The sequence below is a fragment of the Flavobacterium praedii genome (assembly GCF_026810365.1).
Classification (GTDB): Bacteria; Bacteroidota; Bacteroidia; order Flavobacteriales; family Flavobacteriaceae; genus Flavobacterium; species Flavobacterium praedii.
This window is the reverse complement of record NZ_CP113948.1, coordinates 3,165,082-3,187,889: the sequence shown is the minus strand read 5'-3', so window position 1 is coordinate 3,187,889 and position 22,808 is coordinate 3,165,082. Positions and strand designations below refer to the sequence as shown.

The window sequence follows — 22,808 nt, the reverse complement described above, 5'->3', positions numbered from 1 at the left end:
GCCCGTTTGTATATCAATTAAAATGCTTTGGCTTTAAATAAAAACAGCTTTCAAGAGCCAAAAAAAAATTGCAGATGTTTTAGACAACATCTGCAATCTTAAATCGTTTATCAAAAATCGTTATTTTAAAGCCTTAAAAAGGATCTCGACAGGGTGAAATGCTTTTCGGCTTGTTCCGTCGCTTATTTGGTGTCTACAGCTGGTTCCAGAGGCAGATATTAACGTAGCTTCTTTTTCGGAGCGGATGGTTGGGAATAAAACCAATTCTCCAATTTTCATCGAAATGTCGTAATGCTCTTTTTCATATCCAAAAGATCCTGCCATTCCGCAACAGCCACTTGGGATATTGAGAACAGTATAATTTTTGGGCAACATCAGGATTTTCTTTAATGGTACCAATGAAGACAAGGCTTTTTGGAAACAGTGACCGTGCATACGAACTCTTTCTTGAGTTTCCGTAAATGAATCCGAAGTGATGCGTCCTTCATCCAATTCTTTGGCTAAAAATTCTTCGATAAGCATGGCTCTGCTGGAGAATGCTTTGGCTTTTTCTTTCCATTCGCCACGACACAAATCGGGGTATTCATCTCGGAAAGACAATATAGCCGAAGGTTCAATTCCAATCAAAATGCTATTTTCGGGCATTTCTTTGGCGAAAGCCTGAACATTTTTTTCGGCCAATTCTCGGGCTTCTTTCAACATTCCTTTCGAAAGATAGGTTCTCCCGCTGAAGCCAATTGCTGGAACCACCACTTCATAACCCAAACGATTAAAGAGCTTTACTGCAGTTTGACCTATTTCGACATCATAGAAATTAAGGAATTCATCGTTGTACAAATAGACTTTCCCCTGAATAAAATTCCCCGTTTGTCTGTAACTTTTGATCCATTTCTGAAAGGTAATTTTATGCATTAAAGGCAAGGATCTTTCTGTAGCAAAACCCGTCGAACGTTTCATTAAGTTTCCTATAATTCCTTTCGAACCAAAATTATACAACCAAGGTACCGATGCAAATAATTGATTAATTTTTGGGGTGTTACCAATTAATTTGGAACGGAATTTCACTCCATTTTTATCATGGTATTGTTGTAAGGTTTCGGCTTTTAGCTTTGCCATATCCACATTTGAAGGACATTCGGATTTACATCCTTTACAGCTCAAACACAAATCCAATACTTCAAGTAAACCTTCATCGTCAAATCTGTTCTCTTTAGTGGAATTGTTGATGGTTTCCCTCAGAATGTTAGCTCTGGCGCGAGTAGTATGTTTCTCATCGCGTGTTGCCATATAACTTGGACACATGGTTCCACCACTTTTTTCAGTTTTTCTACAATCACCGGATCCGTTGCACATTTCTGCTGCACGTACGATTCCATTATGCTCGGAGAAATCAAAATAGGTGACTGGCATTGGAGTATCCTGTCCTGGATTGTATCTCAGGTTGGTGTCCATAGGTGGCGTATTTACCACTTTCCCAGGATTAAAAATACCCCAAGGATCCCAAGTATTTTTTACTTGTATGAACATTTGGTAGATTTCTTCTCCCAACATTAGCGGAATAAATTCACCTCGAAGTCTTCCGTCGCCGTGTTCCCCACTTAGAGAACCTTTGTATTTTTTGACCAAATGGGCGATATCAGTCGCAATAGTTCTGAATAAAGCTGCGCCTTCTTTGGTTTTTAAGTCAATAATTGGACGAAGGTGTAATTCTCCTGTGGCAGCATGCGCATAATGCACACAACTTAGATTTCGTTCTTTTAAAATGGCATTAAAATCTTCGATAAAATCAGGTAAATCATTAACATCAACAGCAGTATCCTCAATAACGGCAACGGCTTTGGCATCACCAGGAATATTAGACAATAATCCCAATCCTGCTTTTCTCAGATTCCAAACTTTATTGGTGTCTTCTCCCCAAACAATCGGGAAGTGGTAACCAAGGTTTTTGGAACGCATCAGTTCTTCCATTTCTTGGGCGGCCTGAATAATTTCTTCTTTTGAGTCCCTTAAAAATTCAACAACCAAAATCGCCTGAGGATCGCCTTCCACAAAGAATCTATTTTTGCTTTGCTCGATATTTTCTTTAGTACATTCAAGGATATAATGGTCAATTAACTCAACACTGTCAGGCTTGAATTTCAAAGCTTCCAAGTTGGCTTTTAGCGATTCGTTGATGCTATTGTGGTGTACACAGACCAAACCAGCGAAAGGTTTTAAAGCATCAACTAAATTCAGTTTTATCGCTGTCGAAAAGAACAATGTCCCCTCGGAACCTGCGATTAATTTGCAAAAATTAAATTTTTCGGTTGGATCGCCAAAAGGCTGGCTATCTGCCAATAAATCCAAGGCATAACCCGTATTTCTTCTTGGAATTGACTTTTTAGGATAATTTTCGTCGAATAATGCTCTGTTTGCTTGTGAGCCTAATATTTCTTTAGTTTGAACATAAATGGCTTGCTCTAATGGACTCACTACATTTATTCCGTTGCATTTGTCTTCAAATTCGGCATTGGTCAAAGCGCCAAAAGTGACTTCGTTTCCATCAGCCAAAAAACCTTTAATTTCAAGCAAATGTTCCCGAGTAGAACCATAAATAACGGATCTCGCACCACAAGCGTTATTTCCGACCATTCCGCCAATCATGCAGCGATTACTGGTAGAAGTTTCGGGGCCAAAAAATAGTTTGTATGATTTTAAGTGTAAATTCAGTTCATCTCGAATCACTCCAGGTTCTACCCAACATGATTTTTCTACGGAATCAACCGAAAGTATTTTGGTGAATTCTTGTGAAATATCTACCACGATTCCATTTCCTACCACCTGTCCCGCAAGAGAAGTTCCTGCAGCACGTGGAATAACACTGCTTTTGTTTTCTCTGGCAAAAGCGATAATTTTTTGAATATCTTCCTTTGTTTTCGGAATAGCTACTGCCAATGGCATTTCTTTATAAGCGCTTGCATCAGTTGCGTAAAGTGTACGCATCGTATGGTCGTACAATAACTTCCCTTCTAATTGCTTTTCAAGATTTTCAAGGTTCATTTTATTTTTTATTTTAGATTAACCCTGACAGTTATCGAGGTTGATTTTTGATTTCTTGTGACGAATATCTTTATTATAAAAATAAGCAGCAATTAATTTTACAATTTAAGCCATATAAGCTTTTTGATACTTTGCTAAAATTAGTGGTTAAAAAAGTTCATATAATTTAAAAATGTTATTAAACATTTTTTCTTAAATGAACTTTGATTCGACTTAATTTAAATTTAAATAAAAACTTATATGACTTATATGGTTTATAATTTTATTTAATAAAGTGCTGTTATCTAATGAATTAATCAACAATCATTAATAAAGAATTCTATATCGAATCGTATTAGGAATCTTTTTTAATTTTTTCTCCAATTCTTTGTTATGGAAATTATCAATGTCGGTAATTACATAACCCAAAGTTTCATTGGTTTTAAGATATTGACCCAAAATATTGTTGTCATACTCTAAAAGAATATTGTTGATTTGAGCCAATATACCTTTCACATTTTCATGAATGTGCATGATTCTGTGGGCACTTTGAAGTTCAGGAAGCTGTATTTCGGGAAGATTGACACTTCCGTAAGTTGTACCAGTATTGATGTAATTAATAATTTTGTTGGCCACATAATGTCCAATATCTTCTTGCGCTTCTTCCGTGCTTCCTCCAATGTGGGGTGTTAAAATTACGTTTGGCATTCCTTGTAATTCAGACACAAAAGGTTCCGTATTGTCTTTAGGTTCATAAGGGAATACATCTACAGCTGCACCATGAATTTTGCAACTTTTTAGGTTCGCACTAAGAGCTTCAATATCTACAACATGACCTCGAGAAAGGTTCAAAAAGATAACACCAGGTTTCATGTATTCAAATGCTTCTGCATTAATTAGATTCTTATTGCTGGCACGTCCGTCTACGTGTAGAGAAACCACATCCGAAAGTGCTAATAATTCTTTCAAAGAAGAACATTTTTTAGCATTTCCAAGCGCCAATCTGTCTACAGCGTCATAAAAATAGACTTTCATTCCTAACGCTTCTGCAATAATTGAAAGTTGGGATCCAATACTTCCGTACCCAACTAATCCTAACTTTTTGCCTCGAATTTCGACACTATTGGTGGCCGATTTGTCCCAAACACCAGCGTGCATCAATTTGCTTTTTTCAAAAGTATTACGAACTAACATAATAATTTGTCCCAAAGCTAATTCTACAACAGAGCGCGTATTGCTATAAGGTGCATTAAAAACAGAAATCCCTTTCATGCTACAAGCATTAAGATCTACTTGATTGGTACCAATACAAAAAGTTCCAATAGCATGTAATTTTTTAGCATGTTCTAAAACTTTGGCCGTTACATTGGTTTTGGAACGAATTCCAAGAATAGAAACTCCTTTTATTTTTTCAATTAATTCTTCTTCATTCAAAGCGCCTTTAAGTGTTTCTACATTGTATCCTTCGTGTTCGAAAATTTTAACTGCATCTTCGTGTATGTTTTCCAATAACAAAACATTAATTCTGTTTTTTGGATAGGAAACTGAAGCTTTATACGAAAGTTCATAAAGAATTTCATCCAATGACGGAGCTATTTGGCTGGCTTTTTCTATTACAATTTTTCTACTTACATTTTCGGTAAAAGCAAAAAATTGAGAAACGGCGCCACCTTCCAAAGTTTCATAATCGGTATAGCCATCACCAATCATTATGGCTTCTCCCTTAAGGTTTAAGGATTTTATCTTCTTTACTTTTCCTTGGTTTTCGCACAATTCATCCTTTTCATCAAATCCAATAATATTTCCATCGTGATCAAATTTGAAAGTATTGGCCAAAACATGTTCTGGTTTGATTCCATATTCTTGAACAATTGGGATAATAATTTCCTTAAAACCGTTTGAAATGATATAAATATGATCGGAGTGTTGTTTGAAAAAAGTTCTATTTCGAATCACCGATGCGGTTACTTTCTTTTTCAATTCTTCAATTACTGCACCTATGTGATCTCTATTAGCCTGCAATAATTGGATTCTTTGAGTCAAAGATTCTTTCAAGGACAATTTACCTTCCATCCCAAGGTCGGTTAATCGTTGAATTTCACTTAATATTTGAACTCCTGCTGCACTATCTTTATAAATTACTTCACATAATACATCTAGCGCTTCGACTTTCATAAAAGTACTGTCAAAATCGAATATAAATGTTTCCTGATTTTCTGTCATTTTTTTACTGTTTTTCACAAATAGAAATTATTTGTCAATTTTTTTTCAAAGATAGCCTCTCTATTGGTTTTGTGAAAATATATTGGTATAATACTGGCCAGTTTAACGAGAATTGAGATTATTGTTATAAATTATCTCTTTAGTTGGGTAATTTTAAATTTAAACCCCAAAAATCAATTTTAAATTTTGTTTTATTTATTTTAAAATTGATAAAGCTTTGTGCGTTTTCTTATTAATAGAGCGATATTTCTTAAAAAAACAATAACTTGTCATTATTCTTCATGCAAAACAAAGAATTTGACAAGTTATTGAGCTGTTTTTGGATGTTTAATTTTGCAATTTTACATCGGTACTTTCAAAAATTTTATCGGCAGAGGAAGCGACAAAACCTTGGTATAAATTCCCGTCAGGCAATGCATAGCGCAAAGCAAATTCATAATAGCAAGATGGAATTTCAAATGAACCTTCTTCGAAGTTTATGGTACATAAATCAGCCAAAGTGCTGGATTGTTCTAATAATTGCTCAGGAGTTCCTTTGATTTTCCCACCAGAAGCATTTAATTTCCACCCTTTTTCTTCCAAGAAAGTGTTTAATTCTTCCAGTTTTTCAAAATGCTTTAAGGCGTTGACATTGATGGTAAAGTGATTGGCACGGAATCCATACACGTACATCCAAGCCGCATATTCAGATTCTTCTAATAACGTTTTGTAAATCGCTTGTGAATTCGATTTCCAAATCACACCATTCAATACTAGTTCGGGATTAGTAAAATCTTTTTGGTCGCAATCGTCCAAAATTGTTTTTACGGTTTTCTGTAGTTCTGGAGAACATTTTTCCAACTCCAATTCGGAGATAAAAATTCTTGGTGCATTGGTATCTGAAGTATGTTCGTAATGTTTGGCATATAGTTTTTTGGATTCGAAAACATATTCTCCACGCGCTTCGTAACCAACTTCCAAAAACGGTTTTTCTAAAACCGAAATATCAACGCGTGGGTCATTAAAAGTACGGATTGCAATATGATCATTTTGAATCGTTTCGCCTTTTTCTTCCAGTAAAGCATGTATTTTTTTTGCAGATGGGGTTATTTCAGCATATTGCTCCCATAGTTTCGAAAGTAGTTGATTTTTGTCCATTTCTGTCTGTATTTTTATATTGTAATAATGACACAAAACTAGATGTAAATATGTTAAACTAACATATTTATAATTCGATTATTTATAAATAGACATTTTTGATTAATAATTATGTAATTTTGACATTTTAAAAAGCGTTTTCGGCTTTAGAATTGTCAATGTTATAGTTTTCAACCCATTATTTAAATCATGGTAAACACCAAAAACAACGAAAATACGGATTATTTAGACCAAGAAATCATCAAAAAGTTGAGTGAGAACGGTAGAATTCCGTTTTCTGAATTGGCCAAAGAATTAAAAGTATCCAATTCGTTGGTGCATTTACGGGTAAAAAAATTGCAGGAATCGGGCGTGATAGCTGGATTCTCAGTAAAATTGAATGCCAAAGCCAACGGTTTTGAAACCATTACCTATACTGGAATTGCTACCAAAGAAGCGCGTTTTGCCTATTCAATAGCCGAGCAATTAAAACTGATTCCGGAGATTGTGGAATGCCATTGGGTTTCGGGTAAATATGCTTTGTTTATAAAAATTGTAGCGGCAAATAACGAAGAGCTACGCAAAATAATCTACGAACAAATTCATATTATTGAAGGAGTGGGAGGAACGGATTCTTTTATTTCTTTTGGGTCAGCTTTTGAGAAAAACTTGCCGATACAGTAAAAACCGAAAAGACACAAAGGCGCAAAAAATAGTCAGAAACTTCTCTTTTCGCCTTTGTGTCTTTGCAGTAAAAACCTTTTTGTGAGTGATCAATTATACCTCAAATCCCAATTTCTCTCTAACTCTATTCAAAACACCCGTGGCAACAGTACTTGCTTTTGCAGCTCCTTTTTTCAATAAAGCATCTACTTCAGGAAGATTGTTGATATAATAGTTGTATTTTTCTCTTTCGGTTTTAAATTTTTCAACGATCAATTCAAACAACGCTTGTTTTGCGTGACCGTATCCGTAATTACCGCCTAAATAATTGGCTCTCATCGCTTCGATTTGACTTTCGTCTGCCAATAATTTATACAAAGCAAAACAATTACAAGTATCCGGATTTTTAGGAGCTTCGAGGGGTGTGCTGTCCGTTTCAATGCTCATGATTTGTTTGCGCAAAGCTTTATCATCCAAAAATATATTGATGAAATTATTAGCAGATTTACTCATTTTTCCGCCATTAGTTCCAGGAATCAGCATACTGTCTTCTTGGATTTTGGCTTCTGGAATCACAAAAGTTTCTCCCATTTGGTGGTTGAAACGGGAAGCTACATCGCGAGTGATTTCCAAATGCTGCAACTGATCTTTTCCAACTGGAACATATTCGGCATCGTATAACAAAATATCGGCTGCCATTAACATTGGATACGAAAACAAACCGGCATTAACATCTTCCAACCGATCCGCTTTGTCTTTGAACGAGTGTGCCAACGTCAAACGTTGAAAAGGGAAAAAACAACTCAAATACCAAGACAACTCAGCAGTTTGTGCCACATCTGATTGGCGGTAGAAAACTACTTTTTCGATATCCAAACCGCAGGCCAACCAAGCAGCAGCAGTACTATAGGTATTGGCTCTTAGTGTTTCACCATTTTTTATTTGTGTAATTGAATGTAAATCGGCTATAAAAAGGAAAGATTCGTTTTCTGGTTTATTCGACAGTGCGATTGCAGGTATAATTGCGCCCAATAGGTTTCCCAAATGCGGTGTTCCAGTACTTTGAACGCCAGTAAGTATTTTTGCCATTTTTAGTTTTTTAAATCTCGTATGATTGTAAGGTAATATAATATTTTATTGCAAAGTTAATTCTTTTGCTAAATTTTCCGCAAGTTTCCTTACTTTTGGCTCCATCAAATGTGCATATTTTTAAATGGGTGATTACAATTATCTATATTTTGCAACTAGATACTTGATAATTTTCAGTAGGAACAAGTAAGCAATTGTATGTGACCAATAAATAACTATTACAAACAACACATGAAAAGTATAAAAAAGATATTTTGGGCCGTTTGGCGGATTTGGTTTTATGTAGTCATGCTCATACCAATCCTAATTATGTTGCCTTTTTTGGTGGCTTCTATATTAACGGAAAGCGGCTATCCTTATTTTTTTAAAATGTCTCGTATTTGGGCAAAATGTGTTTTGTTTGGAATGGGTTTTTATTATAAAGTAGAGAAGATTCAAAAATTGGATCGTAACAAAAGTTATATGTTTGTGGCCAATCATACTTCTATGTCAGACATTATGTTGATGCTTGCAGTAGTTGATAATCCTTTTGTTTTTGTTGGAAAAATGTCGCTTGCTAAAATTCCGTTATTTGGTTTTTTCTACAAGAGAACTAGCATATTGGTTGATAGAAGTTGTTCTAAGAGTAGAATGGAAGTATTCAATGAAGCTCAAAAAAGAATCGACCGTGGATTGAGTATTTGTATTTTTCCCGAAGGAGGAGTGCCTCATGATGAGTCTATTTTGTTAGACACCTTCAAAGATGGAGCGTTTCGTTTGGCGGTAGAACATCATTTGCCAATAGTTCCGCTTGTTTTTCCAGACAATAAAAAAAGGTTGTCGTATACGTTTTATAGTGGTAGCCCAGGGATTATGCGGGTTAAAATTTTACCCACTGTAGCTACCGTTTCTGAAACTGGTGAACCATTGGAAAGGAAAGAAGTGCGAGAAAAAGTTCGAAATATAATCTACAATGAGTTAGTAGAATTTGAAAAACTAGATAATCGAGATAAATAAAAAAAGACCGCAATTTGCGGTCTTTTCTGTTTTTATGCGTTAGCCAATTCTTTAATGTGATTTTTAATTTTCACTTCCAGTTCATCTGCTAATTCTGGATTGTCTTTGATCAATGATTTTACAGCATCACGACCTTGTCCCAGTTTGGTTTCACCGTAACTGAACCAAGAACCCGCTTTTTTGATAATTTCAAATTCTACTGCAAGATCTAGTATTTCTCCTGTTTTAGAAATTCCTTCACCATACATGATGTCAAATTCGGCCACTTTAAACGGTGGAGCTACTTTGTTTTTAACCACTTTTACTTTAGTTCGGTTACCCAATACATTCTCACCATCTTTAATTTGAGTAGAACGGCGAATATCTAAACGTACTGAAGCATAAAACTTCAAGGCATTACCACCAGTAGTTGTTTCTGGATTTCCAAACATTACTCCAATTTTCTCTCTTAATTGGTTAATGAAGAAAACCGTACAGTTTGTTTTGCTAATTGTTCCAGTCAATTTTCTTAAGGCTTGTGACATCAAACGAGCATGTAATCCCATTTTGGAATCTCCCATTTCACCTTCAATTTCACTTTTTGGAGTCAATGCAGCAACCGAGTCAATTACCACAATATCAATAGCTCCTGAGCGAATTAAGTTTTCGGCAATTTCAAGTGCTTGTTCCCCATTATCCGGTTGTGAAATGATTAGGTTTTCGATATCAACGCCTAATTTTTCAGCATAATTTCTATCAAATGCATGTTCCGCATCGATAAAAGCAGCTATTCCGCCTGCTTTTTGAGCTTCAGCAATTGCGTGAAGTGTTAATGTTGTTTTACCAGATGATTCTGGTCCATAGATTTCTATAATTCTTCCTTTTGGATAACCACCAACTCCCAAAGCCAAATCGATTCCTAAAGACCCTGAAGAGATAGTTTCTACTTCTTCAATGGCTTTATCTCCCATTTTCATTACAGTTCCTTTTCCGTAGGTTTTATCTAACTTGTCAAGTGTAAGTTGTAATGCTTTTAACTTAGCTTCTTTTTCTGAACCGCTTTTTTCTTTCATCTCTATTTCTTTTGTTTATTCTGGTTTTCCTTTATTTTATTCAAAATATTGGATCGGTTTAATTTAATTTTCGTAAAAATACTTCTTTTTTTTGAAGTAGCAAAAGTTGTTTTTTTTATTATCAATAAGTATTTTTTTCATTCATCGGGAGTCCCCATTTTGTCTGAATATCATTTATTTTCGTAGTAGTTGGTTGTCTCTTCTAAAAAATATTTTAGGTTTGTTGCATTTTTAATTGTCTAAAGGATGTCTTTGCAATTAGGGTTTTGAAAATGTTTTGTTACAAATAAAAAAGAAGTATTTTCTTTACTATTCTAACCCGTTTTTTTATAAAAATGAAACTTTTTTAACACTTTTTAATCTTCGATAACTCAAAATTTAAAAATATCGCTTTTTAGGATAGTGAACTTTATACAATATTGGGTATGTTATTTTTTTGAATATCTGAATAATTCGTTGTATTCAAAATTTAACTTAAAGTACTTTTACATACAAATTACTCGCAATTTTATTCGAAATGGTCATTTCTGCTTCATTTATTTTTATTTTCAAAGACAAATCAAAAGTTTCCTTTGCTAGAATTTCAATTTTTGTTCCCAAACCAATTTGTTGTTTGTCCAGGTATTTCAAGAAATCGGAAGAATTGTCTTTGACTCCTACACAAATTCCAGTTTGATTAATATGCAGTTCCGATAACAATTGTTTTTCGATCGCTACAATGCGTCCATGTGCATCTGGAATGGGATCGCCGTGTGGATCTTCGGTTGGATTTCCTAAAAAATCATCCAGTTTATTGATCAGCTTTTCAGATTTAATATGTTCCAATTGTTCTGCTATGTCATGTACTTCATCCCACGAGAAATCCAGTTTATCTACCAAGAATACTTCCCATAATCGGTGTTTTCTAACAATCATTTTGGCGGCAAGTTTTCCCTTAACTGTGAGAGATACGCCTTGGTATTTTTTGTAATGAACTAAATCTTTTTCGGCCAATTTCTTCAACATATCGGTTACTGAGGAAGCTTTGGTTTCCATCATTTCCGCAATGGCATTGGTACTCACCTCACTATTGGCGCTAGTGGTAAGATGGTATATGGATTTTAAATAGTTTTCTTCTGAGAAAGTCATTTGAATTGTAATTGAAAATTTTAGAATTTAAATTTCAGATTGGCAATTGAAATTAATTTTTGACAATCAACAAAGGTATGGTTATCTTGTGTCTCAAGCGGTCAACGGTTGTGCCAAAAAGTAAATCTTTCATGCCTGTATGCCCGTGAGTTCCCATAATTAAAATATCAAAATCGCCTTTGTTTACTAATTTCGGAATTACTTTATTGGGCTTTCCGAACCCTAATAAAGTTTTGACATGAAATCCTTTTTCTCGGAACATCAATTTATATTCGAGTAATAAGGTTTCGTCAATTGTTGTTTCATGATCATCAATTTGTTTGCCATACATCAGAGCACCAACTGATTCTACCACGTGAATTAAGGTGTATTTTGCCTCTTTTCCTCCCATTTTGAAAGCATAGTTAATCGCATTTTCATCTGCAAACGAAAAATCAACTGTAATTGCTATGTTTTTGTTATCATGAACAGAAGTTTCTGTAAATTTTAAATTCATATCATGTGGCGAATGGTTCTCAATATTCAACTTAGCTTTCGAAATGAATGGTTTTATTACAATATAAAGCAACAAAAATAAAAAACCAAGTGCCAAAGGAACAACTGTTAACCACAGAATTATTGGGTTTTCAGAGGTTTCCAACCATCCTTGAATTTCTGAATATACCAGTTTAGCATTCAGCGAAACGATGATAATCGCAATTAGCCAAGCAGCAACTTGGGTTACTTTACCAATGTGATATCCTTTCATTTTGGATTTATCACTGACAAAATGAATCAATGGAATAATGGCAAAACCCAATTGTAAACTCAATACAACTTGACTAAGAACCAATAATTTTCCAGTAACACTTTCTCCATAAATTAAAATAATAACTACAGCTGGAACGATCGCAATCAAGCGTGTTATAATGCGTCTTACCCAAGGCTGTATTCTAAGATTTAAATACCCTTCCATAACAATTTGTCCCGCTAGTGTGCCTGTTACGGTTGAACTTTGTCCTGCTGCAATCAAAGCTACTGCAAACAATATTGAAGCCCATTTGGTACCCAGTAAAGGTTGTAGAAAACGGTACGCATCTTGAATTTCGGCTACTTCATGCATTCCGTTTTTGTAAAATGTGGCAGCAGCCAATATCAAAATCGCAGCATTTACAAAAAAAGCTAAATTTAAAGCAATTGCCGAATCGATAAAATTGTATTTTAAGGCTTGTTTGATACCAACATCGCTTCGGCTAAATTTTCGAGTTTGTACTAATGAGGAATGTAGGTACAAATTGTGGGGCATTACCGTAGCACCAATAATTCCAATAGCGATGTAAAGCGCTTGTTCATTTGGTATCGAAGGAATTAAACCATAAAGAACTTTCCCCATCTCTGGTTGGGCAAAAAACATTTCGAATACGAATGAAAGTCCAATTATTAACACCAAAACAATGATAAAGGCTTCCATTTTTCGAATACCTTTATTAATTAAAAAAAGCAATAAAAAAGTATCCAGTACCGTTATAATAACAGCATCTATTAACGGAATATTAAATAGTAAATTGATCCCGATGGCCATTCCTAAAACTTCTGCTAGATCACAAGCGGCAATAGCTATTTCTGCAAGAATATAAAGAATGTAATTAATAAATTTAGAATACGTTTCTCGGGAGGCTTGCGCCAAATCACGCTGGGTAACGATTCCTAAACGAGCACTTAAACTTTGTAAAAGCAACGCCATTAAATTACTCATTAACAAAACCCACAATAAGGCATACCCAAACTGACTTCCACCTGCTATATCTGTAGCCCAATTTCCTGGATCCATATACCCCACACTTACCAGATAAGCAGGCCCGAAAAAGGCCAGTATTTTTTTGAAAACAGTTTTTTTATTTTGAGTTGACACCGATTGGTTTACTTCTTCTAGAGATTTGCTCATTTTTAATAGTTTAAAAAGCAAATGTATACATTTGTTTTATATTAATTAATTTATTTTTAGTTTTGTCTAAAAATAAATGTAATATCCGACTAAATGAAAACTAATATTCTATTTTTCGCGTTTTTTATACTGTTTGTCAATCCTTCATACACTCAGGATATGACTTCAATTCAAACTGACCGACCGGATCAAACAGAATGTCCATTTATAACGCCAAAACATTATTTTCAGATTGAAAGTGGTTTTTCTTATGAAAAAGGACATGATGATACCAGTGAAATAATTGCACAATCTTTTTTAACGAGATTTGGGGTAAATGATTTTTTTGAGTTGCGATTAATAACAGAATTTGTCAATACTAATGAATATTCAAACAAATATTCAGGAATAAATCCCATTTTGATTGGTTTCAAAACAAGACTTTTGAAGGAGAATGGAATTATTCCAAACACTTCTTTAATTGGTCATTTAGGGATTCCAAAAGCAGCTTCATCTGATTATAAGGTAAACAATTACTATCCTGAATTCCGTTTTACCATGCAGCATACTATTAACGAGAAACAATCACTCAGTTATAATCTTGGAGCCGAATGGAACGGTCTGTCCAATAATCCAACTTATATTTACACCTTAACAACTGGTTATTCTTTTACAGATAAAATGGGAGCGTATCTTGAACTCTATGGATTTTTAGTTCAATTTGAAAAACCAGACCATCGTTTTGATGCTGGTTTAACCTATTTGATAACTCCAAATCACCAATTTGACGTATCAGGGGGGATTGGTTTTTCTAAAGATTCGCCGGACTTTTATATTGCACTCGGATACTCTTTTCGATTCAAAATCTAAATTATATTCTAAATTGATTATTTTTGAAGATGAATTCACCTCAAATCAAACATTTCGATTACATTTTTGCCGGTGCTGGTTTGGCCGCTTTGATGACAGTTTATAAAATGGTTTTATCCCAGAAATTCGAAAACAAAACCATCTTACTTTTAGATTCTGATTCAAAAAAAAACAATGATAGAACTTGGTGTTTTTGGGATAAAAAAGATAGTTATTGGAATTCAATAATAGCTAAAAAGTGGGATTCGGCATTGTTTGCAGATGAAAATTTTAAGCGTAATTTGATATTAAAACCTTATCAATACAATCAAATTCTAGGATTGGATTTTTATAATTTCGTTTTGGATTTGCTTCTAAAACAAAATAATATAACTTTTTTGAATGAGAAAGTTATTGATATTAATGAGTTGGAAACTCACGTTTTTGTACGAACAGAATTCAATAATTTCACTTCTGATTCCTTATTCAACAGTATTTATACAAAAAACCTTGTTGAAGCACAAAATAGATATCCTGTTTTGCAACAACATTTTATAGGGTGGTTTATTAAAACAGAAAAAGAAATTTTCAATCCAAAACAAGCAACTTTCATGGATTTTTCGGTAGCGCAAAAAGGGAATACTCGATTTATGTATGTGTTGCCAAATACAAAAACCGAAGCTTTGGTGGAATATACTTTGTTTTCAAAAGATTTACTTTCAAAGGAAGAATATGAAAATGAAATTCAGAATTATCTCGATAAATTAGGTATTGAAAATTATATAATTATCGAAAAAGAACAAGGCAGTATTCCAATGACTAGTTTTCCTTTTTGGAAAAAAAACACCAAAAGGGTTCTGAATATTGGAACTGCTGGTGGTTGGACAAAAGCAAGCACGGGATATACTTTTAAAAATTCAGATAAAAAAACAACGGAATTAGTAGCATTTCTTCAATCAGGAAAAGAATTGAAAGCTTTTTATAATAAAACAAAATTCTGGTATTATGATTTGTTATTGCTGGATATTTTAGACAAACACAATGAATTGGGTTCTACTATTTTTTCTTCTTTATTTCAAAAAGGGGATTCCAAATTAATTTTTAAATTTTTGGATGAGGAAACCTCGTTTTTAGAAGACTTACATGTCATATTGAGTTGCCCAAAACGCATTTTTATAAATGCATTATTTCGAGTTATTTTTAACACATAAAATAACAATCAAACTATAACAAAACTTTATACAAGAAACATTCCTGAAATTATAAATCTCTTTATATTTGTACTAAAATATTAAAACTACAATCTTAAAACAAAAATAATATGTATCCAGAAGAAATGGTAAAACCGATGAAAGCAGAATTAACTGTTGCTGGTTTTCAAGAATTACATACTTCAGACGCAGTAGAAAGCGCTATTAAGTCAGAAGGCACAACATTTGTAGTAGTCAACTCTGTTTGTGGTTGTGCTGCAAGAAATGCACGTCCAGGAGTTGTTATGAGCTTGGATAATGATAAAAAACCTTCAAAACTTGTAACTGTTTTTGCAGGAGTAGATCGTGAAGCTGTAGAAACAGCAAGAGGATTTATGTTCCCATTTCCTCCTTCATCTCCAAGTATAGCTTTGTTTAAAGATGGTGAATTGGTTCATATGCTAGAGCGTCATCATATAGAAGGGCGTCCAGCAGAAACAATTGCAGAAAACTTAAAAGATGCTTTCAACGAGTATTGCTAATTAGCATGAATGCAGTAGTTTAAGAAACCGTTTTGTTCCAAAAACAGTATTCTTATTTTTATACTAATACAAAATGCCGCAAATTTCATAATAGAATTTGCGGCATTTTCATTTTTCTAATCCGTATTAGTTCCAACCCCCACCAAGTGCTTTATACAATTGTACCATTGCCGCTAACTGACGTTGTGATAATTGTGATAAATTTATTTCAGCATCAAATAAAGAACGTTGAACATCTAATACCTCTAAGTAAGAAACATAGCCATTATAATATCTGGCATACGATAATTCGTAATTCTTTTTTGCAGCTGCTACTTGTCGGCTTCTTGCTTCGTATTCTTCTTTGTAGGTTGCAACATTTTGAATGGCATTTTCAACTTCTGCAATGGCTACCAAATACGTTTTTTGATAATTTAGTTTAGATTGCTCCGCAATTTGTCTGTTGATTTCTACTCTTCTTGTATTTTTACCAAATTGAAAAATTGGTCCAACCACTCCAGCTGAAGCATTTTGGTTATAAGAACCATCTAAAAATAAATCACTCACTTTTGCACTTGCAAATCCTGCAACAGCAGCTATGTTAAACGAAGGCAAACGCATCGCTTGAGCCACTCCTATGCGCTCATGTGCCGCAATATATTGCAATTCAGCCCTTTTTACATCGGGTCTGTTTTGTAACAATGAAGACGGAATAGCGGTTGGCAAATCGGTTACCATTAACTGGTCTTTGTTGGCTTTTCCTCGTTCTATCGGGCCGGGAACTTCTCCTATCAAAATCGAAATGGTATTTTCTAAAACAGTGATTTGTCTTTTGATATTAGGAATGGCTGCCTCTGCAATAGCTACTTGTTGTTCAATTTGAACTTTGTCCAATTCCGAAGTATATCCGCTTTTGAAACGATCAGTTATGATCACATAAGAATCCTGACGTGTTTTTAGTGTTTGTTTGGTGATTTCTAATTGATTATCTAAATCGCGCAACTGAAAATATGCAGTTGCAATATCACTTACTAATCCTGCCAAAACGGTTTTCCTAGCCTCATCAGTTGCTAGAAGTTCATTTTGAACGGCTTTGTTCTCATGTCTTAATTTACCCCAAAAATCAATTTCCCAAGACATATTAGCAACCAAAGATGAAGGCTGAAAAAATGTTTCTGCTGTATTTACTCCTCCTGAATATTGAAAACTTGGCAAAACATTGGCTTTGGTAAATCCTAAATTAGCTTTGGCTTGATCCAAACGCGAAATAGCAATTTTCAAATCATAATTGTTCTGAATACCTTTGTTTATAAGGTTTTTAAGGGTTTCATCATTAAAGATATCAAACCATTTTACATTCAAAATGGATGCCGTAGTATCTGCATTTTGAGTAAATCGATATTGACGGGCTTCCTGCAATTCGGGTCCTTTATATTTTGGTCCTACCAAACAACTAACTGGTATAAAGGATAGTGTTACCAGAAGTAATCCAATTTTAAATTTATTCCTCATGGCTAATAGATTTAGTAGATTCGACACTTTGTTCGGTAGTTTTCTTTTTTCCAATACCTTCAATGAACACAAATAGAACGGGAATAAAACAAACCCCTAGGATAGTAGCTACGAGCATTCCGCTAAAAACAGTCATTCCCATTACCTTTCGAGCTTGAGCTCCTGCTCCAGAAGCGGTTAATAAAGGAACAACACCAAGAATGAATGCAAATGCAGTCATCAAAATAGGTCGGAATCTCAACTTTGCAGCTGTTAGTGCTGCCTCAACCAGCGGCACTCCTTTTTCGTATTCAGCCTTAGCAAATTCGACGATAAGAATGGCATTTTTTGCCGCCAATCCGATGAGCATTACTAACCCAATTTGGGCAAAAACATTATTTACATAATCGGGACTAAACAATTTACATAAATACAGTCCTAAAAAAGCTCCAAAAACAGCAAAAGGTGTTCCTAAAAGTACACTAAAAGGTAGTTTCCAACTTTCGTATTGGGCAGCCAATATCAAGAAAACAAACAAAATAGCCATGATAAAAACAGTTGCTCCTTTCCCTTCGGCTTGTTTTTCTTGATAACTCATGGCAGACCATTCGTATCCCATATCCGCAGGTAGCACTTTTTCGGCAGTTTCTTGCAACGCTTGACGTGCTTCGGCAGAAGTGTATCCTTCGGCGGGTGTACCACCAATTTCGGCGGCACGATACAAATTGAACCGAGTAGTAAACTCAGGACCGCTTTCTTTTTTTATAGTGGCAATACTTGAAATAGGAATCATGATATTGTCTCTATTTCGAACAAAAATTTTATTGATGTCTTCAGGATTTAAAGTAAAACTAGGAGCGGCCTGAATCAAAACTATATATTGCCGCCCAAATCTATTGAACTCGTTTACATACTGTCCTCCCAAACTGGCTCCAATGGCTAAATTTACATCGGAGAGGGACAGATTCAGCTCGGTTACTTTTTCGCGATCAATATCCAAACTAATTTGGGGAACATTGGGGTTAAAAGTCGTTCGGACACTTCCAATTTCGGGATGTTTCCTGGCTTCAGCCATAAATCGTTGGGCATTTTCAAATAAATATTGAGGTGATTTCCCTCCTTTATCTTGTAGCATTATAGTGAACCCTGCAGCATTTCCAATTCCAGAAATTGGCGGTGGTCCAAAAGCAAAAACCGTTGCTTCTGGAACGGCATAAACCAATTTTCCGTTTAGTTCTTTTATAATTTGAAATACATCTTGCTTACGTTCTTTCCATTCTTTTAGTGAAATAAAGAAAAAACCATTATTGGTAGCCATTGAGTTTTTCAACAAACTATATCCTGATACTGTTGTGTAATATTCAATTCCTTCTGTTTTTCCCAAAATGGCTTCAATTTTTTTACAAACCAACTCTGTACGATGCAATGAAGAAGCTCCAGGTAATTCTACATTGACAAACATGTATCCTTGATCTTCTTCAGGCACAAATCCTCCAGGAATTTTGCTGCCAAGTACTATAATGGCTCCCACAATTATGCCTATGAAAATAAAACTTCGAACGGTTTTCTTAATTAAAAAACCTGTAAAACCAGTGTATTTGCCTGTAAAAGCATCAAATTTTTTATTGAATGACTTAAAAAAACGTCCTAACCAGCCTTTCGCTTCTTGATTGGGTTTTAATAAAATTGAACACAAAGCTGGACTTAGCGTTAGTGCACTTATGGCTGAAAACACTACAGATATGGCTATCGTGATTGCAAATTGTTGGTACAAACGGCCTGTAATTCCTGGTGTCATAGCAACTGGAATAAAAACAGCTGTTAAAACTACAGCAATAGCGACAACTGGTCCAGAAACTTCTTTCATGGCACGATTGGTAGCTTCTCGTGGCGATAATCCGTGTTCAATATGATGCATTACAGCTTCGACCACGACAATAGCATCATCGACCACAATCCCGATTGCTAATACCAATCCTAACAATGACAATACGTTGACCGAAAAACCTAAAAGCGGGAACAGCATAAAAACTCCAATTAAGGAAACAGGTACGGTAAGCAAAGGAATAATTGTAGCTCTCCAATTTTGTAAGAAGATAAAAACCACTATGATTACTAAAATAATAGCTTCTAAAAGGGTATGCATAATTTCATTTATCCCTTCGGTGATTGCCAAAGTGGTGTCTAAAGAGGTAGCGTATTTTAGGTCTTGTGGAAACTTTTTACTCAATTCTTCCATTACACGTTTAGACTCGGCAGCTACTTCTAATGCATTGGATCCGGGCATTTGTTTTACACCGATAGTTCCTGCTGGTTTTCCATTTAAACCTCCTTTTGAAGCATAACTTTCTGTTCCTAATGCTACTGTGGCTACGTCTTTTAATCGTACTTGTTGATTGTCAATATTTGATTTCAAAATGATGTTTTCAAAATCGGCTATATCAATTAATCGGTCTTTTAAGGTAACATTATAAGTAAATTCGTTGCCCTCATTGGCTGGAGGCGCACCAAATTTTCCTCCGGGAGCAATCGAGTTTTGCTCCTTGATTGCATTCATAATGTCAGGAATGGTCAACTTATATTTGGCCAAAATGTCGGGTTTTACCCAAATTCGCATGGCATAATTACTTCCACCAAAAATCACTACTTCACCAACTCCTTTGATTCTTGATAGGGCGTCAACCATATTGATGTTGGCGTAGTTGGTTAAAAAATCAGAATCATAAGTGTTGTTTGGGGAATATACAGAGAACAAAAGTAGCGGCATCGACAAAGACTTCTTGGTCGTAACCCCTGTGTTTTTCACATCAACGGGTAGTGTTGAGGTTGCTGATGCCACGCGGTTTTGGGTTAGCATTGTCGCATTGTCCAAATCGGTTCCCATATCAAAAGTAACCGATAATGACATGCTTCCGTCTCCCGTATTGGTGGATTGCATATACAACATGTTCTCTACTCCATTTACTTTTTGTTCGATGGGAGTAGCAACTGCTTGTTCTACATTTAAAGCATTTGCACCTCTATAACTGGTCTGAATTTGTACTACTGGAGGCGCAATTTCTGGATACTGAGCAATTGGTGTGGAGAGTATGGATAATCCTCCAATTATAACCATAAAAATGGATAATACAATTGCAACGATGGGTCTTCTTACAAAAAAATTATCCATAACTATTTTGTTTTTTTATCTTCTGATGCATATGGAACTGGCATAACAACTGATCCGGGTTGAATAAATAAACTGCCTACAATGGCTACTTTATCTCCAACGTTTAGTCCTTTTGTAATTACCCAATCTTGTCCAACTTTGGATCCCACTTCAACAATACGAACTTGAATTTTATTCTCGTTATCAATGATTAATACTTGAAAAATCCCTTGCAATTCGGTAACCGCTTTTTGAGGAATAGCGATAGCTCCTTTTTGATTTTGAATCAAAGCTCTCACTTTCGAAAATTGTCCTGAGCGCAAATTGTTTTCTGGATTGGGGAAAGTCGTTTCAATAGTCATGGTTCCCGTTGTAGGATCTATTTTGGCGTCAGCAAAGTTTAAAACTCCTTTGTAAGGATGAACGCTTCCGTCTGATAATAAAAGCTCAATATCATTAGATTGATTGTCAGATGTAAGGCTTTTCTTTTTTCGATACTCTAAAAACTCCGCTTCGCTAATTGTAAAGCGAACTCTCACTTTTTCTAATTTTGAAACGGTATTTAGCTTAGATGAACTTCCCATTCTCGAAATATAATCTCCTACTCGGGCATGGCTTATTCCAATTATACCATCGATTGGAGAAACTATATTGCAATAGCTTCTTTCTAATTCTTGATTTCGTAAGGCTGCTTGAGTACTTTCATAATTAGATCGTGCAGCTTTGGCTTTTGCAACAGCGGCATCTAATTCTCTTTTACTAACCGCATTCATATCTGCCAAAGGGCGAATTCTTTTGAGTTCTTCCTCAGCATTGACAAGATTGCTTTGCGATGTAGCCACTTGCCCTTTTACTTGCTCCACTTTTGTTTCATATTCTAATGGATCAATGGTGTAAAGCAATTGTCCTTTTCGAACGCGTTGTCCTTCTTTGAAATGAATGCCTGTCAAAATCCCATCCACTCTTGCTGTTAAAACAATGTCTAAATCTCCAAAAGTTTGAGCCGCAAATTCCTTATAAATGGGAACATCTCTAGCTACTACGGTAATAAAAGGTGCCGGAATTGGTGGGGGTGCTTGCTTTTCTTCTTTTTTACACGAAGAACAAAAAGCCGAAAAAGCTATAACAAAAAACAATAGTTTACTATTTTTTAGCGCATTCATACATTGTTTTATTAAAATTAATACTAACAAAAATATTGATTTTTATTAAGACTACTAATCAAATTACAAAAAAAATACTCAATAAAACATCAATATTATTAAAATAAAATATAATTAACCGTCAGATTACGTAAAAGTTACGAATACTTTAATTATTCTCGTTAAGTTCAATTCTTGTTACTTTTTTTTTATTAAATTAGTGGATTCGATTATTCAATTTTCAACATCGTATTGCTCTAATTTTTTAAATGAAATCAGATTTTAATAAAAATTAAATTTGTAAATATGTCAAAATCAAGCAAAAAAGAATCTAATAACTTTGAGGATAAACTAATAAACTTAAATAATCTAAGCAAAAAAGAGCTAGTTCAAAGAGCAAAAACATTCTCTAAGCAATATTGGGTTGGTGATGGTGAGAATTTCAAACTCAATGATTACGAAACAAAAGCGAGTTTTAATTTGGGCGAAGAAGGAAAACCATTGGTGAATCAAACTTTGCAAATGGGTGTTGAAGCTTTGGCTGCTATGCAGGATGTATTATATGCTCAAGACAAATGGTCATTATTACTCATTTTTCAAGCAATGGATGCCGCTGGTAAAGATGGTGCTATCAAACATGTTATGTCTGGAGTAAACCCACAAGGATGTCAAGTTTCCTCGTTCAAAGCACCGAGTTCAGAGGAATTAGATCATGATTTTTTGTGGCGCTGTCAAAAGCATTTGCCAGAAAGAGGTCGAATCGGAATTTTTAATCGCTCTTATTATGAAGAAGTATTGGTAGTACGAGTTCACGAACAAATTTTGAAAGGCCAAAAACTTCCTGAAAAATTAGTTACCGAAGACATCTGGGAAGAACGTTTTCAGGACATTCGCAACTTCGAAAAATACTTATCCAGAAACGGCACTATTGTTCTCAAATTTTTTCTCAATGTCTCTAAAAATGAACAAAAAGAACGTTTTATAGAACGTGTAGACGATCCGGATAAAAACTGGAAATTTAGTGCTGCAGACGCCAAAGAGAGAGGTTATTGGGATGATTATATGTTTGCTTATGAGGAACTAATCAAAAATACTTCGACCAAAAAATCGCCTTGGTATGTTATTCCCGCTGATAACAAATCCTATGCCCGAATCGCTATAGCTTCTGCAATTATTCACGCATTGGATGAAATGGAATTGGAATATCCTAAAGTGGATGATGCCAAAAGAGCCGAATTAAAAGCAATCAAACAAACATTACTGGACGAGAAAGACTAAT

The 22,808-nt window shown here is 34.8% G+C and carries 16 protein-coding genes; 6 read left to right on the top strand and 10 right to left on the bottom strand.

Annotation, left to right across the window (positions count from 1 at the left end; translation table 11 throughout):
• Positions 1-120: 120 nt before the first annotated feature.
• The 3 genes from OYT91_RS13485 to OYT91_RS13475 form a co-directional block, all read right to left on the bottom strand.
• Entirely contained in the window at positions 121-3,039 is a 2,919-nt protein-coding gene (locus OYT91_RS13485) for an FAD-binding and (Fe-S)-binding domain-containing protein (RefSeq protein WP_281238377.1), read from the bottom strand.
• Positions 3,040-3,345: 306 nt separating this feature from the next.
• Positions 3,346-5,241: a phosphoglycerate dehydrogenase gene (gene serA, locus OYT91_RS13480; RefSeq protein WP_281238376.1), complete on the bottom strand. Its 1,896-nt coding sequence runs from the start codon at positions 5,239-5,241 to the stop codon at positions 3,346-3,348.
• Between the two features lie 327 nt (positions 5,242-5,568).
• On the bottom strand, positions 5,569-6,378 hold the full coding sequence (locus tag OYT91_RS13475) for a DUF1338 domain-containing protein (RefSeq protein ID WP_281238375.1): 810 nt from the start codon (positions 6,376-6,378) through the stop codon (positions 5,569-5,571).
• 189 nt (positions 6,379-6,567) lie between these two features.
• Between OYT91_RS13475 and OYT91_RS13470 the strand changes: the two genes are divergently transcribed.
• Positions 6,568-7,041, top strand: a complete 474-nt coding sequence (locus tag OYT91_RS13470) for an Lrp/AsnC family transcriptional regulator (protein WP_281238374.1) — start codon at positions 6,568-6,570, stop codon at positions 7,039-7,041.
• Positions 7,042-7,134: 93 nt separating this feature from the next.
• On the opposite strand, the gene trpS is transcribed toward OYT91_RS13470, so the two are convergent.
• Positions 7,135-8,109 (bottom strand): tryptophan--tRNA ligase, encoded by a 975-nt coding sequence (gene trpS / locus OYT91_RS13465; protein ID WP_281238373.1) that lies wholly within the window; start codon positions 8,107-8,109, stop codon positions 7,135-7,137.
• A 231-nt stretch (positions 8,110-8,340) separates the two neighbouring features.
• Here trpS and OYT91_RS13460 point away from each other — a divergent pair, with 231 nt between their 5' ends.
• Positions 8,341-9,105 carry a lysophospholipid acyltransferase family protein gene (locus tag OYT91_RS13460; protein ID WP_269224371.1) on the top strand — a complete coding sequence of 255 codons (765 nt, stop codon included), beginning with the start codon at positions 8,341-8,343 and terminating at the stop codon, positions 9,103-9,105.
• Between the two features lie 32 nt (positions 9,106-9,137).
• Here the strand turns inward: OYT91_RS13460 and recA are convergent, their stop codons facing one another.
• The 3 genes from recA to OYT91_RS13445 all read right to left on the bottom strand — a co-directional run bounded on the left by recA (position 9,138) and on the right by OYT91_RS13445 (position 13,209).
• Entirely contained in the window at positions 9,138-10,157 is a 1,020-nt protein-coding gene (gene recA / locus OYT91_RS13455; protein ID WP_269224372.1) for a recombinase RecA, read from the bottom strand.
• A gap of 474 nt (positions 10,158-10,631) precedes the next feature.
• Entirely contained in the window at positions 10,632-11,285 is a 654-nt protein-coding gene (locus OYT91_RS13450; RefSeq protein WP_281238372.1) for a metal-dependent transcriptional regulator, read from the bottom strand.
• Between the two features lie 52 nt (positions 11,286-11,337).
• Positions 11,338-13,209: an Nramp family divalent metal transporter gene (locus OYT91_RS13445; RefSeq protein ID WP_281238371.1), complete on the bottom strand. Its 1,872-nt coding sequence runs from the start codon at positions 13,207-13,209 to the stop codon at positions 11,338-11,340.
• Between the two features lie 93 nt (positions 13,210-13,302).
• On the opposite strand from OYT91_RS13445, the gene OYT91_RS13440 reads away from it, so the two are divergent.
• The 3 genes from OYT91_RS13440 (at position 13,303) to OYT91_RS13430 (ending at position 15,769) form a co-directional block, all read left to right on the top strand.
• Positions 13,303-14,058 carry a transporter gene (locus OYT91_RS13440; RefSeq protein WP_281238370.1) on the top strand — a complete coding sequence of 252 codons (756 nt, stop codon included), beginning with the start codon at positions 13,303-13,305 and terminating at the stop codon, positions 14,056-14,058.
• Positions 14,059-14,087: 29 nt separating this feature from the next.
• Positions 14,088-15,248, top strand: a complete 1,161-nt coding sequence (locus OYT91_RS13435) for a lycopene cyclase family protein (protein ID WP_281238369.1) — start codon at positions 14,088-14,090, stop codon at positions 15,246-15,248.
• A 110-nt stretch (positions 15,249-15,358) separates the two neighbouring features.
• A complete protein-coding gene (locus OYT91_RS13430; protein ID WP_269224375.1) occupies positions 15,359-15,769 on the top strand; it encodes a BrxA/BrxB family bacilliredoxin in 411 nt (136 codons plus the stop codon).
• A gap of 126 nt (positions 15,770-15,895) precedes the next feature.
• Here OYT91_RS13430 and OYT91_RS13425 read toward each other — a convergent pair whose 3' ends face one another.
• Genes OYT91_RS13425 through OYT91_RS13415 form a run of 3 tightly spaced genes read right to left on the bottom strand, consistent with a single transcriptional unit; the run spans position 15,896 to position 21,550 of the window.
• On the bottom strand, positions 15,896-17,260 hold the full coding sequence (locus OYT91_RS13425) for a TolC family protein (protein WP_281238368.1): 1,365 nt from the start codon (positions 17,258-17,260) through the stop codon (positions 15,896-15,898).
• Complete coding sequence (locus OYT91_RS13420) at positions 17,250-20,408, bottom strand: efflux RND transporter permease subunit (protein ID WP_269224377.1); 3,159 nt, start codon at positions 20,406-20,408, stop codon at positions 17,250-17,252. The genes OYT91_RS13425 and OYT91_RS13420 overlap by 11 nt, the downstream gene beginning before the upstream one ends.
• Before the next feature lie 2 nt (positions 20,409-20,410).
• Positions 20,411-21,550, bottom strand: coding sequence for an efflux RND transporter periplasmic adaptor subunit (locus tag OYT91_RS13415; protein ID WP_281238367.1), 1,140 nt, complete (start codon positions 21,548-21,550; stop codon positions 20,411-20,413).
• A 285-nt stretch (positions 21,551-21,835) separates the two neighbouring features.
• Here OYT91_RS13415 and OYT91_RS13410 point away from each other — a divergent pair, with 285 nt between their 5' ends.
• Positions 21,836-22,807 (top strand): polyphosphate kinase 2 family protein, encoded by a 972-nt coding sequence (locus OYT91_RS13410; RefSeq protein ID WP_281238366.1) that lies wholly within the window; start codon positions 21,836-21,838, stop codon positions 22,805-22,807.
• The last annotated feature ends 1 nt before the right edge of the window (position 22,808 follow it).

What these genes read in the sequence shown, in the direction of transcription:
- OYT91_RS13485 (WP_281238377.1), bottom strand. Translation starts at nt 3,039, where the DNA reads ATGAACCTTGAAAATCTTGAAAAGCAATTAGAAGGGAAGTTATTGTAC.
- serA (WP_281238376.1), bottom strand. Translation starts at nt 5,241, where the DNA reads ATGACAGAAAATCAGGAAACATTTATATTCGATTTTGACAGTACTTTT.
- OYT91_RS13475 (WP_281238375.1), bottom strand. Translation starts at nt 6,378, where the DNA reads ATGGACAAAAATCAACTACTTTCGAAACTATGGGAGCAATATGCTGAA.
- OYT91_RS13470 (WP_281238374.1), top strand. Translation starts at nt 6,568, where the DNA reads ATGGTAAACACCAAAAACAACGAAAATACGGATTATTTAGACCAAGAA.
- trpS (WP_281238373.1), bottom strand. Translation starts at nt 8,109, where the DNA reads ATGGCAAAAATACTTACTGGCGTTCAAAGTACTGGAACACCGCATTTG.
- OYT91_RS13460 (WP_269224371.1), top strand. Translation starts at nt 8,341, where the DNA reads ATGAAAAGTATAAAAAAGATATTTTGGGCCGTTTGGCGGATTTGGTTT.
- recA (WP_269224372.1), bottom strand. Translation starts at nt 10,157, where the DNA reads ATGAAAGAAAAAAGCGGTTCAGAAAAAGAAGCTAAGTTAAAAGCATTA.
- OYT91_RS13450 (WP_281238372.1), bottom strand. Translation starts at nt 11,285, where the DNA reads ATGACTTTCTCAGAAGAAAACTATTTAAAATCCATATACCATCTTACC.
- OYT91_RS13445 (WP_281238371.1), bottom strand. Translation starts at nt 13,209, where the DNA reads ATGAGCAAATCTCTAGAAGAAGTAAACCAATCGGTGTCAACTCAAAAT.
- OYT91_RS13440 (WP_281238370.1), top strand. Translation starts at nt 13,303, where the DNA reads ATGAAAACTAATATTCTATTTTTCGCGTTTTTTATACTGTTTGTCAAT.
- OYT91_RS13435 (WP_281238369.1), top strand. Translation starts at nt 14,088, where the DNA reads ATGAATTCACCTCAAATCAAACATTTCGATTACATTTTTGCCGGTGCT.
- OYT91_RS13430 (WP_269224375.1), top strand. Translation starts at nt 15,359, where the DNA reads ATGTATCCAGAAGAAATGGTAAAACCGATGAAAGCAGAATTAACTGTT.
- OYT91_RS13425 (WP_281238368.1), bottom strand. Translation starts at nt 17,260, where the DNA reads ATGAGGAATAAATTTAAAATTGGATTACTTCTGGTAACACTATCCTTT.
- OYT91_RS13420 (WP_269224377.1), bottom strand. Translation starts at nt 20,408, where the DNA reads ATGGATAATTTTTTTGTAAGAAGACCCATCGTTGCAATTGTATTATCC.
- OYT91_RS13415 (WP_281238367.1), bottom strand. Translation starts at nt 21,550, where the DNA reads ATGAATGCGCTAAAAAATAGTAAACTATTGTTTTTTGTTATAGCTTTT.
- OYT91_RS13410 (WP_281238366.1), top strand. Translation starts at nt 21,836, where the DNA reads ATGTCAAAATCAAGCAAAAAAGAATCTAATAACTTTGAGGATAAACTA.